Source organism: Empedobacter sp. UBA7494 (assembly GCF_002478465.1).
Lineage (GTDB): Bacteria > Bacteroidota > Bacteroidia > Flavobacteriales > Weeksellaceae > Empedobacter > Empedobacter falsenii_B.
Map to the genome: position 1 here is coordinate 3871 of NZ_DLOC01000083.1, position 17897 is coordinate 21767.

The 17897-nt window shown below is 31.6% G+C and carries 16 protein-coding genes; 9 read left to right on the forward strand and 7 right to left on the reverse strand.

Annotation, left to right across the window (positions count from 1 at the left end):
- Positions 1-16: 16 nt before the first annotated feature.
- Genes B4E95_RS09835 through B4E95_RS09850 form a run of 4 tightly spaced genes read right to left on the reverse strand, consistent with a single transcriptional unit; the run spans position 17 to position 2787 of the window.
- Positions 17-478: a hypothetical protein gene (locus tag B4E95_RS09835; RefSeq protein ID WP_291061768.1), complete on the reverse strand. Its 462-nt coding sequence runs from the start codon at positions 476-478 to the stop codon at positions 17-19.
- A 56-nt stretch (positions 479-534) separates the two neighbouring features.
- Positions 535-993 (reverse strand): LexA family protein, encoded by a 459-nt coding sequence (locus B4E95_RS09840; protein ID WP_291091375.1) that lies wholly within the window; start codon positions 991-993, stop codon positions 535-537.
- Positions 994-1005: 12 nt separating this feature from the next.
- On the reverse strand, positions 1006-2337 hold the full coding sequence (locus B4E95_RS09845; RefSeq protein WP_313254528.1) for a Y-family DNA polymerase: 1332 nt from the start codon (positions 2335-2337) through the stop codon (positions 1006-1008).
- 21 nt (positions 2338-2358) lie between these two features.
- Entirely contained in the window at positions 2359-2787 is a 429-nt protein-coding gene (locus B4E95_RS09850; protein WP_291091377.1) for a CC0125/CC1285 family lipoprotein, read from the reverse strand.
- Positions 2788-3058: 271 nt separating this feature from the next.
- On the opposite strand from B4E95_RS09850, the gene ccsA reads away from it, so the two are divergent.
- Complete coding sequence (gene ccsA / locus B4E95_RS09855) at positions 3059-6349, forward strand: cytochrome c biogenesis protein (protein ID WP_291061775.1); 3291 nt, start codon at positions 3059-3061, stop codon at positions 6347-6349.
- Between the two features lie 229 nt (positions 6350-6578).
- Here the strand turns inward: ccsA and B4E95_RS09860 are convergent, their stop codons facing one another.
- Positions 6579-8621, reverse strand: a complete 2043-nt coding sequence (locus B4E95_RS09860; RefSeq protein WP_291091379.1) for a M16 family metallopeptidase — start codon at positions 8619-8621, stop codon at positions 6579-6581.
- A 14-nt stretch (positions 8622-8635) separates the two neighbouring features.
- A complete protein-coding gene (locus tag B4E95_RS09865; RefSeq protein WP_291058874.1) occupies positions 8636-9958 on the reverse strand; it encodes a M16 family metallopeptidase in 1323 nt (440 codons plus the stop codon).
- Between the two features lie 220 nt (positions 9959-10178).
- On the opposite strand from B4E95_RS09865, the gene B4E95_RS09870 reads away from it, so the two are divergent.
- The 5 genes from B4E95_RS09870 to B4E95_RS09890 all read left to right on the forward strand — a co-directional run bounded on the left by B4E95_RS09870 (position 10179) and on the right by B4E95_RS09890 (position 14302).
- Positions 10179-10982 carry a sulfite exporter TauE/SafE family protein gene (locus tag B4E95_RS09870; protein WP_291058877.1) on the forward strand — a complete coding sequence of 268 codons (804 nt, stop codon included), beginning with the start codon at positions 10179-10181 and terminating at the stop codon, positions 10980-10982.
- A gap of 8 nt (positions 10983-10990) precedes the next feature.
- Positions 10991-11578: a methyltransferase domain-containing protein gene (locus tag B4E95_RS09875; RefSeq protein WP_291061783.1), complete on the forward strand. Its 588-nt coding sequence runs from the start codon at positions 10991-10993 to the stop codon at positions 11576-11578.
- A 137-nt stretch (positions 11579-11715) separates the two neighbouring features.
- Positions 11716-13155, forward strand: coding sequence for an MBL fold metallo-hydrolase (locus tag B4E95_RS09880; protein WP_291091381.1), 1440 nt, complete (start codon positions 11716-11718; stop codon positions 13153-13155).
- A 78-nt stretch (positions 13156-13233) separates the two neighbouring features.
- Positions 13234-13746, forward strand: coding sequence for a hypothetical protein (locus tag B4E95_RS09885; RefSeq protein WP_291091383.1), 513 nt, complete (start codon positions 13234-13236; stop codon positions 13744-13746).
- A 37-nt stretch (positions 13747-13783) separates the two neighbouring features.
- Positions 13784-14302, forward strand: coding sequence for a hypothetical protein (locus B4E95_RS09890; protein WP_291091384.1), 519 nt, complete (start codon positions 13784-13786; stop codon positions 14300-14302).
- 18 nt (positions 14303-14320) lie between these two features.
- Here B4E95_RS09890 and B4E95_RS09895 read toward each other — a convergent pair whose 3' ends face one another.
- The gene (locus tag B4E95_RS09895) at positions 14321-15562 is read right to left on the reverse strand and encodes a glycosyltransferase (protein ID WP_291091385.1); all 1242 of its coding nucleotides are present in this window, start codon (positions 15560-15562) and stop codon (positions 14321-14323) included.
- A gap of 99 nt (positions 15563-15661) precedes the next feature.
- Between B4E95_RS09895 and B4E95_RS09900 the strand changes: the two genes are divergently transcribed.
- The 3 genes from B4E95_RS09900 to B4E95_RS09910 all read left to right on the forward strand — a co-directional run bounded on the left by B4E95_RS09900 (position 15662) and on the right by B4E95_RS09910 (position 17874).
- Positions 15662-16063 carry a hypothetical protein gene (locus B4E95_RS09900; RefSeq protein WP_280051750.1) on the forward strand — a complete coding sequence of 134 codons (402 nt, stop codon included), beginning with the start codon at positions 15662-15664 and terminating at the stop codon, positions 16061-16063.
- Between the two features lie 70 nt (positions 16064-16133).
- Complete coding sequence (locus B4E95_RS09905) at positions 16134-16715, forward strand: tRNA-(ms[2]io[6]A)-hydroxylase (RefSeq protein WP_115001228.1); 582 nt, start codon at positions 16134-16136, stop codon at positions 16713-16715.
- A gap of 127 nt (positions 16716-16842) precedes the next feature.
- Positions 16843-17874 (forward strand): LLM class flavin-dependent oxidoreductase, encoded by a 1032-nt coding sequence (locus tag B4E95_RS09910; protein ID WP_291091386.1) that lies wholly within the window; start codon positions 16843-16845, stop codon positions 17872-17874.
- Positions 17875-17897: the final 23 nt, after the last annotated feature.

Sequence of the window (17897 nt, forward strand, 5' to 3'; positions counted from 1 at the left end):
TCGACCTTATTTATTTTTATTTATTATTTAACTGAACAGATACTTTTCCTTTAAATTCATCTCCTTTAAAATTGATTCTATAACTTTTATAAGATTCTAAATGAATAGATTCTTTTTTATTCATTTTCCCTTTTGAAGCACTACCTATTTGAGTTAATTCTTTTCCTGTATAATCTACAATCGAGAAATCCATTAAACCATTTTTTTGTTTCACTTCATAATCTAATTCAAGTTCTATATCTTGATTTGTTTTCAAGAAATAATAAACTTCTCCTTGCATTTGTGTAAAGTCCAAAAAGATTTGATTATTATTTCGTCTAATCACTTTTGTTGCTGAATATGTTGTTCCTTCTGTTTTATAAATTCCATCAATACTCAAATATCTTGATGCATTCGTTGATACATTCGAAACGGTTGAAATTGTCACACAAGATTGTACCAACATCACTGCAAAACACAATAAAATAAATTTTCTCATAACATCATATCTTTACTATTAAGATGCATGTTTTATAAAAAAGTTACAGCAAAGGTTTAAATTCTATTTGTTTTTTCTCTCACCAAGACACCCACAATACCTAAAATAACCACCTCATCATTTTCGTGTATTTGCACACAATCTTTGTAATTTGGATTTATCGCAATCAATTTATTGTTTATTTTATCAAAACGTTTCAACGTATAATCTTCATTATTAACGGAAACAATAATATCATCATGATGCAACGGAATAAGATCTGTCCGAATCACCAAAATATCATTTTTTTGATAAACAGGATACATCGAATCTCCGCCAACAACAATCAAAAAAGTAGATTCGGGATGCATTAAATAACGTTCGTCCAAACTTATCTTATCATCTACAAAATCTTCCGCAGGCGAAGGAAATCCAGCATTTACATGACCAAAATTCGGAATATATTTTTTCTCACCATCTGTATTTATCACAAAAAGATTGAGTTCTTTGTCTAACATTTTTATCTCTCCATTCATTTTTTCTATCGTTTAATACACCACCAACAAATCTTTCCACTTGGTTGTATAACAAGGTGATAAATTATTTTGACGCATTTTCCACGTTTTATTCAACTCTTGCGAAGCTAATTTTATTTTTGCCGCACCAAATTTTTTGTTCAACAAATCGATGACTTTCATCAAATCTGGGTGATTTGGATTTTCTTCTTCAAAAAGCGATAATTGTTTTTGATCTGACGAAACAATTCCAGACACCACTACTCCAGCCTTTTTGTACTCATAACCATCTTTATAAATTTGCTCAAAAGCTTTAATTGCAAATTTGGACAACGTTATACTTGAATTCGATTCGTAAGGTAAATGGACCGAAATTGTACGGTAATATTGTGGTTTATTTCTATCAAAATTATTGGTCTGAATAAAAACTGTAACCAAATTGCAAGAAGAATTCTGTTTCCGAAGTTTCTCTGCACACGAAACCGCAAAAGTAGCAACACGCTCTTTTACATATTCAAAATCGTTGGTATATTCTTCAAAACTACGCGTCGTTGCAATACTTTTCTTTGCCGAAATCGCTTCTAAATCTAACACCGCTTCACCTAACAAATCTTTTTTCAAACGCAAACCTACTATCGAAAATTCTTTCCGAAGAAAATCATCTTTTAATTGTACAAAATCCAACGCTTTATTGACACCGATCATTCTCAAACGTCGTGACATTCGTCTACCAATTCCCCAAACATCTTCAATATTTAACCATTTTAACGCTTTATGGATTTGTTCTTGCGTCTGAATAACATAAATTCCTTGATGAACTTCTGGAAATTTTTTCGCAATATGATTCGCTAATTTCGCCAAGGATTTTGTTGGAGCAATTCCGACACAAACTGGCAATTTTGTAAATTGATATATTTTAGATTTGATTTCTAATCCGTAATTTTTCAAATCAAAACGTTCAAATCCATTCAATTTTAAGAAACATTCGTCTATCGAATAAATTTCTTGATCAGGCGAATACAACGATAAAATCGACATTACACGACTGCTCATATCCGCATATAATTGATAATTTGACGAAAAAACTTTGATTTTTTTCTGTTCAAAAATACGCTGAAATTGATGCGCAGGCGCACCCATTGGAATTCCAGCTAACTTTGCTTCGGCAGAACGCGAAATTACACAACCATCATTATTAGACAATACTACAATTGGCTGATGAAGAAGCTTCGGTTGAAAAACACGATGGCAACTGGCGTAAAAATTATTACAATCTATCAATACGAACATAGTACAAAGTTGAGAAGTTAAAACGCCATATTGTGTCATCGAAAATGTTAATTTATTCCAAAACAAAAAAACCACTCAAATGAGTGGTTTGTATCCTTATTTAATTTTATATTTTTTATGTAAATCTTTTATTACAACAGCTGGTTCATAAACCGTTTGAAATTTTACTGGTTTACTGTTTTTGAAATATTGCACTTTCAGCCACGTATCATTATTATCTAACTTTGTATAGCTGTTACTTTTTTCCAATACTTTATCGTTCACTGTACTTAAAATTGCAAAATAATCGAAATTATTACGTTGACCAATTTCTGCTGCTCTCAACAAAGCATAGTCAAACGTTTTGTCTTTTTTATTGTATTCGTTTCCATCAAAACTAACAATATACGTATCATTGTTCACCTTTTCTTCGGTATACCCACCTGTACCATTATCTTTTTGGTATGCAACAGCCTTGCTGTTATGACAACTTGCTAAAGCAAAAATAAATGCTGTAGCACATAAAATTTGAGTTAATTTTTTCATATCATTATAATTTAGTTATTGTTCTTTAACAAAAGTTGTTCCTTTTAAGATATGTTTTTGATATTTCTAAATATTTTCTTAACAAATTATTTTTGAATAAAATGCTTTGTTATAAACATTTCTGATTAACAGTGTGTTTATTAAACATTTAAAATCAATTTTGGCACAACATATTTAACATTCTATTAACTAATTGATTCTAATAAAAATCATTTAAGTTTTAATGCTTTATCTGATAAACTCGCCTATTTTTGTAATTCAATTATAAGTAATGAGTAAATTAGAAAAATATCTATTTTCTACCAGAACCATGACGGTCTTGCTATTCATCTACGCAATCGCCATGGGTTATGCCACTTTCATTGAAAATGACTACGATACGGCTACTGCAAAAGCTGTTATTTACGAGGCAAAGTGGTTTGAGGTATTAATGATTTGGTTGATCGTTTTGTTCTTAATGAATATCAAACGATACCGATTATGGTCAAAGGAAAAATTGCCTTTGTTGGTTTTCCACTTAGCATTTTTGTTTATTTTTATTGGAGGAGGAATTACTCGTTACATCAGTTTCGAGGGTGAAATGCCTATTCCAGAAGGAGGAACAAGTAACGAAATTACATCGTACAAATCTTATTTCAAGATGATGGTTGATGATGGTACACAACGTTTAGCGTACGACAATCATCAATACAACATGACATATTTTGACAGAAAAGATAGTACAAGTTCTTTGTTCCATAGACACTTTGAAGGTGAATATCAGTTCAAAGATAAAGTCATTAAATTAAAAACTTTTGATTACGTACCACACGCTTTAGATACAGTTGTAAGAAAAAAAGAAGGAATTAATGTTTTAGAAATCGTAACAGTTGGACAAACTGGACGTAATTCTGTTTTCATCAGAAATGGTGAAATCAAAAGTGTTAATGGAACTTTAGTTTCGTACAATAGACCGCAAGATGGTGCTGTACAAATTACTGGAGAAGGAGAAAATTTGGTTATCAAATCACCTTTCGAAGGAGAATATGTACAAATGGTTGGACAACAAGTTGGACAAATTACAGACATGCAGAAATTGCAAGAAGGTGCTGGAAAAGTTGAGTTTAATGTTCCTGCTCCATTAAAATTACGTTCATTGTATACAATCAACGGAGCGCAATTTGTAGTTCCAAATCCGGCTTTCAAAGGAGAAGTTTTATATAGACAAGGTTCTAAATTTAAAGCAGAAGAAAAAAATCTACCTGGTGCAATTAGAGCCGAAGTTATTGTTGGTGATAAACGCGATACAGTGACGATTGTTGGTGGAAAAGGTGTCACAAATTATTCTGCTGACGTACAAATTGACGGAATGAATATTTCGTTAGGTTACGGTTCAAAATTAGTAAAAGTTCCATTTAGTATTCGTTTAGATGACTTTATTTTAGATCGTTACCCTGGCTCTACAAATCCTTCTTCTTTCGAATCTAACATTACAGTTATCGACGAAGGAAAAGAAACAAAACATCACATTTATATGAACAATGTAATGGATTATAAAGGTTACCGTTTCTTCCAATCGAGTTATTTCCCAACAGAAGACGGAACTATTTTACAAGTTAACCAAGACTGGTGGGGAACTAACATTACTTATTTAGGATACTTCTTATTATTTGGGGGAATGTTTGTTTCATTATTCTGGAAAGGAACTCGTTTTACACAATTAAACTCTTTATTAAAAAGTTTACATACCAAAAAAGTAAATATTTTACTTCCATTATTTTTACTTTCTGGATTAGCATTTGCTCAAAATCCAAGTACTACTGATGGCGAAAAAAATGGACATCAAAAAATTCAGACTGATTCGGAAAAAGGTAATGTTCATTCATCGGAGCACATTGGTAGTTTTTCTACAAAAATGGCTGATGGTGATGAATTAGCGAAGAACGTAAAAATTCCGGACGAGCACGCTGATAAATTTGGTCATTTACTTACACAAGATATCGAAGGACGTATAAAACCTGTTAATACGCAAGCTTTAGAAATCCTTAGAAAAGTTTATAAAAAAGATAAATTCCACGGATTATCTGCCAATAAATGGTTTATTTCTTTGCAATTAGACCCTGCTTATTGGGTAAATGCTCCGATGATTGAAGTTGGAGATAAAGGAGGAGATCGTTTAAAGAAAATTACAAACGCAAACGAAGATGGTTACACATCTTTAATGAATTTGATCGATCCAAAAACGACTCGTTTTAAATTAGATAAAGCCTATAACGAGGCATTCTCAAGAAAACCTTCAGAGCGTTCTAAATTTGATGAGGAAGTAATTAAGGTTACAGAGCGTTTCAATATTTTAGATCAAACTGCAAAAGGATATCAATTAAAAATAATTCCAGTTCAGAATGATCCTTCAGAGCGTTGGACTTCTTGGATTTATCAAACACAAGAAAATCCTGTAGAAATCGATACAATGGCACTTGGAATGATTAGTGTTTATTTTAACATGGTTTCGAAAGGATTAGAAAATGGTAATTGGACGCCTGCAGATAATGCGGTAGATTATATCGATAAATACCAACAAAAATGGGGTAAAAATGTTGTGCCTTCTCCAACAAAAGTTGAGATAGAAGTGTTATACAACAAATACAACGTTTTCTTTTGGGTGATGATTGCTTATTGTATGATTGGTGGAGTCTTAATGATTTTATCATTCATTCAGTTATTTTCAGAAAGCAAAGCACTTCATCGAATTATCAATGTTTGTTTGGGATTAATATTTATTGTCTTTATCGTACAAGCCGCAGGACTTGGTGTTCGTTGGTATTTAACTGGACACGCACCTTGGTCTAACGGTTACGAAGCCATTGTATTTATTTCATGGATTAGTGTTTTAGCTGGATTGTTATTATACAAAAACCGAAACGCATTTATTCCAACAACAGGAGCTATGGTTGCTGTAATTATGATGGGATTTGCGCACGGAGGTTCTATGTTAGATCCACAAATTACACCATTAGTACCTGTACTAAAATCGTATTGGTTAATTGTACACGTTGCGATTATCGTTTCATCTTATGGTTTCTTCGGATTAAGTGCTGTTTTAGGAGTTTTCTCATTAATTATCATGATGATTAAGCCAAATAAAAAGATTGAAATTTCGCTAAAAGAAATGACTTACGTTTCTGAAATGTCATTAACAATTGGTATTTTCTTACTTACTGTTGGTACATTCTTAGGAGGTATGTGGGCAAACGAATCTTGGGGACGTTACTGGTCTTGGGATCCAAAAGAAACTTGGGCTTTCGTTTCAGTAATTGTTTATGCAGTCGTTTTACACATGCGTTTAGTTCCAGGATTAAGAGGAAAATTAACTTTCAACATCGCTGCAATGTGGGCCGTTTGGACAGTAATTATGACGTATTTTGGCGTTAACTATTACTTATCTGGATTACATTCATACGCAGCCGGAGATCCAATTCCAATTCCATTTTGGGTTCCTGCAACAGCAGTCGCAATGTTAGTTTTATCTATTGCAGCTTGGTATTTCCAAAACAAAGTTTACCATGTAAAATCAAAAGATTAATTTCTTTGAATATTATAAATGTTAAAAGCTCATCGAAAGGTGAGCTTTTTTTATTTTGGTTTTAATAATCATTAAATATAATTTTTAAAACTTAGACGTTAAAGAAATCTATATTATTAATGATACAAAATAGATTCTTAGAAGAAGCTTATATTTTATAAAACTAAAAAAAGGTAATCCAAAAACTCGGATTACCTTTTTAATTTGAAAAATATTTAAAAGAATTGTTTTATTTAAAATCAGCGTCAGAAACGTTTTTATTAATTTCTACTGATTCAATTACTATTTTAGCTGTTTGAGGTCCAGCTTCTGTTAAAATTTCTGTTGGCATTAAAATACCTTCAAAAGTTTTATATTCTTTGTTTATCGTCGTCGCAACCATTTCTCCTTGTGGAGATTTCATTTTTTGTTCAGACTTCATTAACAAGCCAGTTTTTACATCATAATAATCTGTACGAGAAATATCAGCAGCAACAACTTTGTAATATTCAACTCCGTTTTCAGAAACGATTCCTTCTACTTTAGCCGTTTTATAACCTTCTGATAATGGTACAAACAAAGAATTTGTTTTCTTTAAAGGTGCTGTCAATTCAGCTGGTAAGTCAAATTTTTGTCCTTGTATAACAAATCCTTTTTCACCATCAAAAGCTTGTGTAACATTCATTCCACCTATACTCATAACCGTAATAGACTTGTTTGGAGCTAAATCCTTTTTTGTATAAGTTCCAGACATTCCCATCATCTCAATTTTTCCTTTTTGAGCAATCGATTTTACAGCTTTCACTTTGTCCGTACCACCAATAGCTTTGAAAAAATTATCTGTAATTTGAGCAACTGAAACAGTTGTAGTTTTTGCACCAGAAGTTGGTTTATCAGTTTTATTTCCGAAAGAATCGTAGTAATTAACTGAGTAACCTAGCTTTTCTAAAGCTGGAGCAATTTGCTCTAATTTCCCTGTTACATTGATTTTTGCTTGATCTGGACGGAAATATTTTTTCGAAACGCGTAATACATCATCAATTGTTACAGCATTAATATTTTTGATGTAATCTGCATAAAAACTATCTGATAATTGATTTGTCTTTTTCATTAAAGCTTGGTTAGCAACCGTAGAAGGACTTTCTAAAGTCAAGATAAAGTTTCCTAAGAATTTTGCTTTTACATCATTCAACGTTTGTTGATCAATTTTGTTTAACGTCATTCCTTTAATTTCTTTCATCGTCTCAACGATAGCAGAATCCGTCACTTCGTTACGAACAGTTGCATTAGTATTGAAACGTCCAATGTAACGAGAATCAGAAACTCCACCACGTGCACCATATGTCCAACCATGCGCTTCACGAAGATTCATATTCAATTTCGAATTAAAATCGCCTCCCAAAATAGACGACGCAATTAACGCTGCATAATAATCTGGATCTTTCTTTGTCAACTGAACTGGATACGAAACTGAGACCACAGATTGCACTGCGTTAGGCATATTAATCGCATTTAATTCCGTTTTTGTAACTTCTTCTACTTTTGGAAATGCTGGAATATTTAATTTTCCTGTTTGCCAAGAATCAAAGTTTTTCTCCGCCAATGCTTTTACATCTTTTGTCGAAATATCTCCAACAACAATCAAATAAGCATTGTTTGGTTTGTAGTAGGTATTGTAGTAATCCTTCACATCTTGCAATGTAATTTTCTCAATTTGGGCTGGTGTATCAAATTCTGAGAAAGGATTATTTTTTCCATAAACTAATATATTCGAAACGCGAGATGCTGCTGCTTCTACAGATTTTTCATTCGACTTTAAACCTTCGATGTAACGTTTTTTAACATCAGCAAATTCACTTTCAGTAAAGTTTGGATTCATAGCTCCATCTGCCATATAACCAAAAATCTCGTTGAAATACTTAGTTAAAGAACTTGCAGAAGCTCCTTCTTCCCAAAAATTAACGCGAGCTCCTAAAAACTCAATACGTTTATTGAAATCATCTTTAGATTTTGTTTTTGTTCCTGTTCCCAACATTTCGCCCAACAAAGACTCTGCTCCTTTTTTTGCACCTAATGCAAATGGAGGATTATCGATTGTTAATGTAGCAGAAACTCGTGGTAATTTATGATTTTCAACAACGATAACTGTTAAACCATTTTTTAATTTGAATTCGTTCGATTTTCCTAAATTAACCGTCGGTGCTGGACCTGGTTTTGGCATTGGAATCGCCACTTGCGCATTTAAGCTAACTGCCATAAAAGCGATTGCAAGAGATAATATTTTTGTTTTCATAATTCGGTTGTTTTTTATTTTGCAGCTTTTTTAGATTCTGGTAAATAATGAATAATTACACGTTGGTTTTTGTTTAGATACTTTTTAGCAACATTGCGAATATCTTCTCTTGTTACAGATTGATAAACCTTCAATTCTTCGTTGATTTTATTTGTATCTCCACCCAACATATAAGCATCCGCTAAAGCATGTGCAATGTTTTGAACACCCGATTTTGAAGCCACAAAACTATTTTCAATTCCATTTAAGATTTTTTGGTAATCTTCTTCAGAAATCAAATTTGTTTGAACTTTTTCTATATCTTGTTGTAAATCTCCTTCTAATTTATCCAAAGAAACTTCTCCTTGAGGTAAAATTCCGATTGAATAAATTCCGTAATCTTCCATTTGACGATTGAAAGCAAATATTTGTAATGCTTCTTTTTTCTCGTCAACATATTTTTTATATAAAACTGATGATTTTCCACCTGTTAAATAGCTTGATAACATTTCTAATGCATAAGCATCTTTTGATTTGTTATCTGGCGTACGATAATTAATCGCCAATAAAGGAATCTGAATATTTGCATCATATTCTGTTCCACGAATTTCTGATGTAATTGGATCTTCCTTCACAACAGTTTTCACAACATCTTTTCCTCTTGGAATTACACCAAAATATTTCTCAATTAATTTCTTTGCTTCGTCTTTATTAAAATCACCCGCAACAACTAATACAGCATTATTTGGCACATAAAAAGTTTGACTAAAGTGTTTGAAATCGTCTAATTTTGCATTACTCAAATCCTCAAAAGAACCAATTACACTCCAACGGTAAGGATGTTTTTTGAAAACATGAGGATTAACCGCTTCTCCGTACGAAAATTTACCATAAGGTTGATTGTCTAAACGAGAACGTTTTTCTTCTTTTACAACTTCTTTTTGTGTATCGACGCCAATTTGATTGATGATTGGTTGACGCAAACGATCAGATTCCATCCATAATCCTAATTCTAAATTATTTGATGGAAAAGTTTCGTAATAATATGTTCTGTCCGTTGTTGTATTCGCATTGTTAGAACCTCCATGAGAAGAAACAATTTTGAACCATTCACCTCTCTTAATATTCTCTGTTCCTTCAAATAATAAATGCTCAAAAAAGTGTGCAAAACCTGTTTTACCAACTTGCTCATCTTTCGAACCTACGTGATACATAACACCTGTTGTAATAACTGGAGCAGAATTATCTTGATGAAGGATAACATGCAATCCGTTTGCTAGAGTATACTCATCAAATTTTATTTGCTGACCAAATAATGCTGATCCTGCAAATAAGATAGACATAAAAATTTTCTTCATTTAGTATTTTTTAAGTTTTTATCTATTATGCTTATGTAACATTAGTAGCAGTTTTTTTGAAAATGTTACACCAAATTTGCATAATAATTAAAAAAAGTAAAATAATATACGTCTATTGATTTAGTAGGCATTTGTATTAATTTACAACAATATTTCATAATATACCTATAGTAATTGTTGTTGTATTTGCTATAGATTTGTATAAATCGAGAGAAAAAAAATGGATTTTATAGAGTTTTTTGGTTTTGTAGGCGCCTTCTTCATCGGTCTAATTATGGGAGTTCTTGGTGGTGGTGGATCTATTTTAGCCGTTCCTATTTTAGCGTATATTTTTCATTTCGACGAAAAAATTGCTACTGCTTATTCATTATGCATCGTTGGATCGACAGGATTGATTGGAGGAATAAAGCAAGCTTCGCAAAAAATGGTTGACTGGAAAGTCGTTTTTCAATTTGGATTACCAGCTGTTGTTGGAATTACATTGGTTCGCGCATTTTTAATTCCTGCCCTACCAAGTAATTTATTTTCTATAGGCGATTTTATCGTCACACGTCGAATGGCAATGTTTGGTTTATTCGCTATTCTGATGGTTTTCGCAGCTATTTCTATGTTAAAAGGTAAGAAAGAAGAGCAAATTGATCAGAAAAATGATAAGCTAAATCCTGTTTTATTAATTCAAGGATTTCTTATCGGAAGTTTAACAGGAATGGTTGGTGCTGGTGGTGGTTTTTTGATTGTTCCGGCATTGATGATGGTTGCAAAACTAGATATGAAAAGAGCTTCGGCAACTTCATTGGTAATTATTGCCATCAATTCACTTATCGGATTTTTTATTGGTGATGCTTTACACATCAAGATTGATTGGAGTTTCTTGAGTGTTTTCATTGGAATTTCTATGGTTGGAATTCTTGTCGGAACCTACATCAACAAATTTTTACCAGTACAATTTCTAAAGCGAACATTTGCTATCTTTATTATTTTAATGGCTATTTTTATGTTCATCGAAGAATTTATAATTCAATAATTTAAAGTATGGAACTGAACGAAAACTTTTGGAACGATAAATACACCACAAATCAAACTGGTTGGGATTTAAAAGCTCCTTCTACTCCGCTAAAAGAGTATATCGATCAATTAGAAGATAAAAATATCCGTATTTTGATTCCTGGTTGTGGAAATGCTTACGAAGCAGAATACCTTTTGGAACAAGGTTTTACAAATATTACATTGATTGATATTTCGGAAATTGTAGTTGAAAAAATCAAAGAAAAATTTAAACATAATCCCAATATCAAAGTTCTTCATCAAGATTTTTTTGAGTTAGATGGTGAGTTTGATTTGATTTTAGAGCAAACTTTTTTCTGTGCGTTAGATCCAAAATTACGTCAAAATTATAGCATCAAAATGAATGAACTATTAGCCGAAAACGGAAAATTAGTTGGTGTATTATTTAACAGAGAATTCAAAAATGACACGCCACCTTTTGGAGGTAATAAAACTGAATATCAGACGTATTTCAACGATTATTTTGATTTCAAAGTCATGGAAAATTGTTACAATTCTATTCCGCCAAGAGCAAAAACTGAATTATTTATTAATCTAAAAAAGATTGCCAAATAACCTATGATTTCATTCATAAATTTTAGGCTAACTATCAATCTTATTTGAGTTTAAATAGAAGAAAAGTATCAGAATTCATCCATCAGAGGAAAATTCTAAATTTAAATATTTGTATTTTTACACACTAAATCATTCTTATGAAAATTGAACAAATTTACACCGGATGTCTTGCGCAAGGTGCTTATTATATAGAAAGCAATGGTGAAGTTGCAATTATTGATCCATTGAGAGAAACACAATCTTATATCGATCAAGCGACAAAAGACAATGCAAAAATCAAATACATTTTCGAAACGCATTTTCATGCAGACTTCGTTTCTGGACATGTAGATTTAGCTCAAAAAACTGGTGCTACAATTATTTATGGTCCAACTGCAGAACCAAATTTTGATGCACATATCGCAACTGATGGCGAAGTTTTTTCTTTAGGAAATATAACTATTACAGCTTTACACACGCCAGGTCATACAATGGAGAGTACAACGTATTTGTTGAAAGATGAAAACGGTAAAGATTATGCAATTTTTACAGGAGATACTTTATTTATTGGTGATGTTGGTCGTCCAGATTTAGCTCAAAAATTAAATACAGATTTAACGCAAGAAAAATTAGCTGGTTATTTATTTGATTCTTTACGAAACAAAATTATGCCTTTGGCTGACGATATTATCGTATATCCTGCACATGGAGCGGGTTCTGCTTGTGGAAAAAATATGAGTAAAGAAACTTTTGACACATTAGGAAATCAAAAACAAATGAATTATGCTTTGAATCCTACTATGACAAAAGAAGAATTTATTACTGAATTAACTTCAGGATTAATGCCTCCTCCATTCTATTTTCCAGAAAATGTGATGATGAATAAATTAGGTGTCGAATCTTTGGATGTTGTGAAAGAACGTGCGAACAAAGCTTTATCTCCAGACGAATTTATTCAAGTTGCGGAAGATACAAATGCTTTAATTTTAGATGTTCGCGATCCGCAAACTTTCGCAGCAGGATTTATTCCAAATTCTATCAATATCGGAATTAGAGGAAATTTTGCACCATGGGTTGGTACATTAATTACAGATATCAAACAACCAATTTTGTTAATTGCAGAAATTGGTGAAGAAGAGGAAGCGGTAACACGTTTGGCTCGTGTCGGATATGACAATGTAATCGGATTTTTGAACAATGGTTTCCAAGCTTGGGTTGAGGCTGAAAAAGATTTCGATGAAATTGTTTCGGTTTCTCCAGAAGAGTTTGTAGAGTTAGTTGATGAAACTGAATTAAAAATTTTGGACGTTCGTAAGCCAGGTGAATACGAAACTTCTCACGTAGAAGGTGCAATTACAGCTCCTTTAGATTTCATAAATGAATCTATGAAATTAATCGATCCTGAAGAAACCTATTTAGTACATTGTGCAGGAGGTTATCGATCGATGATTTTCACTTCAATTTTACGCGCTCGCGGTTACGAAAATTTGATTGACGTTGCTGGAGGTTTTGGTAAAATAAAAGAAGTTGAAGGTGTAAAAATTGTAGAAGGAACTTCGCCTTGTCAATCAGGAAATAATTCTTGTTCAACGAAATAAACAATTTATTTTAAAAAATAACGTTATAGCCTTGTGATAAACAAGGCTTTTTTTATATTCGTCATCTAAATTCATCCAATGAAAAAATTGTTATTCATCGCTACTCTTTTTACATGTATTACCGCTTTTGCTCAACAGAAAATACATGGAGCTGAATCGTTTGCGTTAACTATTCCGAAAGATTTTCAGCGTACAGTTGGGTTAAATGATTATGCAACTATTCAGTTTGAAAGTCTTGCTCCAAAGCCAAATTCGTATGGTTTTGTGATTTTTGAACACAAAGATGAATTAAAATTAGCAGATTCTAATTTAGATATGATTGATTATACGCTAAATTCTATCGAGCCATATAAAACACAAAAAGGGTTTAATTACATCAAAAAACCTTATGTTGCCTACGAACAGGGATTCAATTATGCCTATACCGAATTTGAAACAAATGATCCCGAATCTGGTCATATTTATTTCCTACAAACTGTAATCGAAACGAAAGAATTTGTCTATCAGATTTTACAATATTGCAGTTTCGAAAATCAAAAAATAATGAAAAGCGATTTTGTCAAAATTGTAAATAGCTTCAAAGTAGAATAAAACTTTAAATTTTTTTTAAAAAAAAACAATACTTTATATGAAGAAAATTTTATTGGCTTTTACGCTAATGTTATGTCTTATGAACAATACAAATGCGCAGTCAACAATAATTGGCTCTGAAGCTTTCTCTGTAAATTTACCAGCTGGATATCAGCGAACAATTGGTACAAATGATTTTTCTATAGTACAATGGGAAAATAATGACAGTACAGCTTATGGTTTTATCATTACTGAAAATATTGATGAATTAAAACTAGGTAATATTTCTGATGATTTAGCTTCTTACATGGATATAACGGTTTCAAATTATTCTAGTAATCCTAAGTTTAAATCTTTAAATACAAAACAATTTAAAACAAATAAAGGAAAAGAAACTTTTCAAAAACAAATTAGTTATTACAATGAAGAATTAGAGTCTAATGTTTATCTACAAATCAATATTTTTAAGACAAAAAATTTCATCTATCAAGTAGTCAATTTTGGTAGTGACGATTTCTTAAAAAATTCAAAAGAATATACAGATTACATTATCAATAATATCGATTTACCTTTTTAAAAATCATAAAAAACCTTCCTATTTCGGAAGGTTTTTGTTTTTTTGTTCTATCCAAAGTGACATATATTTTGTACTTTGATGATGATGATGTTGCAAAATTTGACCAATAAAATTTAGATTTCGATGTTGGATTAAATTTTCTTCAATCGATTTAACTTTCTCTAAAAAGTCAGCTTCAAATTTAGTTTTAATGTAATTTTCGTTCAGAATTTTGATTCCATTTTGTTGAGCAATTTCCCACTCTTTCTCATTATTGTAAAGCAAAATAGCTTTCTCCACAAACGCTTCAAAATCATCTTCTACAAAACCATTCCAATCAAAATCATCTTTCATTGCTTCTGCTCCAATCGTAGTCGTAACCGAAGGCGTTCCAGTTTGCATTGCATCAACAAATTTTCCTTTTACACCTGCACCAAAATTAATCGGAGCCAACAAAATTTTGTAATTTGACATCGTTTCTTGCGCATTTTCTGCTCTACTTTTGATCAAAAAACGTTCGGAAGGATTATTCAATTGCAAAACTTTTTGCGTTGCATAAGCGCCATAAATATGTAATTCAGCTTTCGGAAGTTTCTTTCTCAAAATTGGCCAAATTTCTTTTTTTAAGGTCTGAACACAATTAAAATTAGGTTCATGAATAAAATTTCCGATAAACATAAAATGTTCTCTTTCTTCAAAATTTTTCCAAGAATTGATTTTTTCATTTGTAATTTCATTTTCTAAAAAAGGTAAATAATACAAGATTTTTTCATCAATTTTAAATTGATTTTGAAGAATATCCATTTCCTTTTTCGAAATCATCAACGATAAATCACAGCGTAAAATAGAAGCTATTTCTCGTTTTGCTAAATCAGAAAACAATAAATCTTCTGTAAATTCTATTCCTTTTTTAGCTGCTTCTTGTCGCGCATTTCGTAGAAAATGTAAATCTTCTGTGTCCAAAATTTTCAATGCATTTGGACATTCTTTCGAAACGCGCCAACCATATTGTTCTTCAATCATAAAACGATCAAAAAGAACAATTTCAGGATTTAATTCTCTTACAAAATCATCAAAACTATCATCATTTAACTGAATTTCAACTTCTTTTATTCCTTTCGAAATCAAATCAAAACTATAATCAGATTTTGAAGCAGCACACGCAAAAGTTATCTCAAATTCAGTTTTTTTGAAACAATCGATTAACTGAATCATTCGAGTTCCTGCCGCAGAAGAAGTTGGTTCTGGCCAAACTTGACCAATGATTAAAAGTTTTTTCATCCCACAAAATTACACTTTCTGTTTCTTAATTGGAAGATTAAATATTATACACACAATTTGGCTTATTTTAATGTAAATTTGCAGCTAAAATTATATAAAATGTCTTATCAAACTGTTTTTGAAGAATTTTTCGAGCAAGTAAAATCAAGTATCAAAGAAGGAACTTTTGCAAAATTGACAATGGCCAAAACTATTGGAGATACTGATCTTAAAAATATTTTTGTTCGTTTACATCTTTTAGAAAATAATGAGTACAATTTTGCCTTCACATTTCGTTATAAAACCGAAGAAGTTGAGCAATTTCATAGTGTTGAACAGACTTTTTTAATTTTGAGTTCTTACATCAAAAATCCATTTACAAACGCTTTATTATTTACAATTGAGAAAGATTTAATTTTTAAAGTCAATAAAAAGAATGCTGCAAGTTTAACAGAGCAAGCTCCAACTTTTAAACATGCTTCGGATGTGATGTTAGAAATGATTGAAAAGAAAACCATTTAGAAAACGATTTTTCACATTCAATCTTTAAACAATATAATTTCGTAAATTTGGACTTAATATTTTTCGAAAAATGCTTGGATTAAAACTTTTGACAGACCCACGTTGGGCTGATATTGCGGAAAGAAATTTAGAAGAAATTTTAACAGACCATGCGTGGTGTGAGCAAAAAGCGGCAACAAATGCGATTACAATGATTGCGTATAATTCTGAACATGACGAATTTATTCAAGAAATGTCAGATATTGCCATCGAAGAAATGCAACATTTCAAAATGGTTGTAGAAATTATCGAGCGTCGTGGATACAAATTAGGTCGCGAGCGTAAAGATGATTACGTTGGTCAGTTGATGAAATTTTGTAAAAAAGATGGTTCTCGTAATATGGCTTTTGTGGATCGTTTATTATTCGCAGCGATGATTGAAGCTAGAAGTTGTGAACGTTTCAGAACATTATCACAAAATATTAATGACGAAGAATTAGCAAAATTTTACTATGATTTGATGGTTTCGGAAGCAAATCATTATACTACTTTCTTAAATTTTGCTCGAAAACTTTCCACTGATGTTGATGTGGACAAACGTTGGAAAGAATGGTTGGATTTTGAAGGAAATTTGATTCAATCTTACGGAAATAAAGAAGCGATACACGGATAAAAACCCGTTTAAAAATAAGAAAAAAGAGTTCATTCTATTAAATTTGAATGAACTCTTTTTTCTTTCCTATCCTACATCAATTTAAATCTAAAATTCAATACATAAATTTGACTAAATCTAAAATAGTATGGAATTAGGAATAGGAATGTTTGGCGATCTACATATTGATCCTAAAACTGGTTATACGCAAACTCCTCAACAACGTATGAGTGAGATTATAGAAGAAGTAAAATTGATGGACGAAATTGGATTAGATTTCTTTGGAATTGGAGAACATCATCGTCCTGATTACGCAGTTTCTTCTCCAGAAATTATTTTGGCTGCTTTGTCTACAGTTACAAAAAATATTAAGTTAGGAAGTGCCGTTTCTGTCATCAGTTCTACAGATCCCGTAAAGTTGTATCAAGATTTTGCTATTGTTGACAATTTATCGAATGGTCGTGCTGAAATTATGGCTGGACGCGGTTCATTCATCGAATCTTTTCCTCTTTTTGGTTATGATTTAAACGATTACGATGCTCTTTTTGATGAAAAACTTCGTTTACTTTTAGATTTAAATAAAAACGAAGTAATCAATTGGCGCGGAAATTTTAGAATGCCAATTATTAATCAAAGTGTTTATCCAAAACCTGTGCAAGAAAAACTACCTATTTGGATTGCTGTTGGCGGAACAGAATCATCAATTGTACGTGCTGCAACATTAGGTTTACCTATTATTTTCGCGATTATTGGAGGCAATCCAGCCGATTTTAACTATCTGTTCGAAATTTATAAACAAGTTTATATCGAAAATGGTCATGCTATTAAAATGATGCAAATTGGCGTTCATATGCACTCTTTTTTTGGAGAAGATAGCGAAAAAATTGCTGAAGAATATTTTCCAATTTATGGTGCACAAATGAATAGAATTGGAGCAAGTAGAGGTTGGCCAAAATATACAAAACCACAGTTTGACTATGGACGTTCTACAAATGGACATTTGATTGTTGGAGATGCTTCTTTAGCGGTTGATCGTATTTTGAAATATCAAGAAATGTTTGGTTTAACTCGTTTTTCTGCTCACATGGATGTTGGAGCACCAAATCATTTGGATATGATGAAATCTATCGAAATTTTTGGGAAAGATATTTTACCAAAAGTTAAAGAGACTACCAAATAAATTTTAAATATACTGACAAAAGA

Bases quoted from the DNA above. Each gene is read 5' to 3' on its own strand.
- B4E95_RS09870 (WP_291058877.1), top strand. From the start codon at position 10,179: ATGGATTTTATAGAGTTTTTTGGTTTTGTAGGCGCCTTCTTCATCGGT.
- B4E95_RS09900 (WP_280051750.1), top strand. From the start codon at position 15,662: ATGTCTTATCAAACTGTTTTTGAAGAATTTTTCGAGCAAGTAAAATCA.
- B4E95_RS09910 (WP_291091386.1), top strand. From the start codon at position 16,843: ATGGAATTAGGAATAGGAATGTTTGGCGATCTACATATTGATCCTAAA.
- B4E95_RS09895 (WP_291091385.1), bottom strand. From the start codon at position 15,562: ATGAAAAAACTTTTAATCATTGGTCAAGTTTGGCCAGAACCAACTTCT.
- B4E95_RS09840 (WP_291091375.1), bottom strand. From the start codon at position 993: ATGAATGGAGAGATAAAAATGTTAGACAAAGAACTCAATCTTTTTGTG.
- B4E95_RS09905 (WP_115001228.1), top strand. From the start codon at position 16,134: ATGCTTGGATTAAAACTTTTGACAGACCCACGTTGGGCTGATATTGCG.
- ccsA (WP_291061775.1), top strand. From the start codon at position 3,059: ATGAGTAAATTAGAAAAATATCTATTTTCTACCAGAACCATGACGGTC.
- B4E95_RS09860 (WP_291091379.1), bottom strand. From the start codon at position 8,621: ATGAAAACAAAAATATTATCTCTTGCAATCGCTTTTATGGCAGTTAGC.
- B4E95_RS09835 (WP_291061768.1), bottom strand. From the start codon at position 478: ATGAGAAAATTTATTTTATTGTGTTTTGCAGTGATGTTGGTACAATCT.
- B4E95_RS09890 (WP_291091384.1), top strand. From the start codon at position 13,784: ATGAAGAAAATTTTATTGGCTTTTACGCTAATGTTATGTCTTATGAAC.
- B4E95_RS09865 (WP_291058874.1), bottom strand. From the start codon at position 9,958: ATGAAGAAAATTTTTATGTCTATCTTATTTGCAGGATCAGCATTATTT.
- B4E95_RS09875 (WP_291061783.1), top strand. From the start codon at position 10,991: ATGGAACTGAACGAAAACTTTTGGAACGATAAATACACCACAAATCAA.
- B4E95_RS09885 (WP_291091383.1), top strand. From the start codon at position 13,234: ATGAAAAAATTGTTATTCATCGCTACTCTTTTTACATGTATTACCGCT.
- B4E95_RS09850 (WP_291091377.1), bottom strand. From the start codon at position 2,787: ATGAAAAAATTAACTCAAATTTTATGTGCTACAGCATTTATTTTTGCT.
- B4E95_RS09880 (WP_291091381.1), top strand. From the start codon at position 11,716: ATGAAAATTGAACAAATTTACACCGGATGTCTTGCGCAAGGTGCTTAT.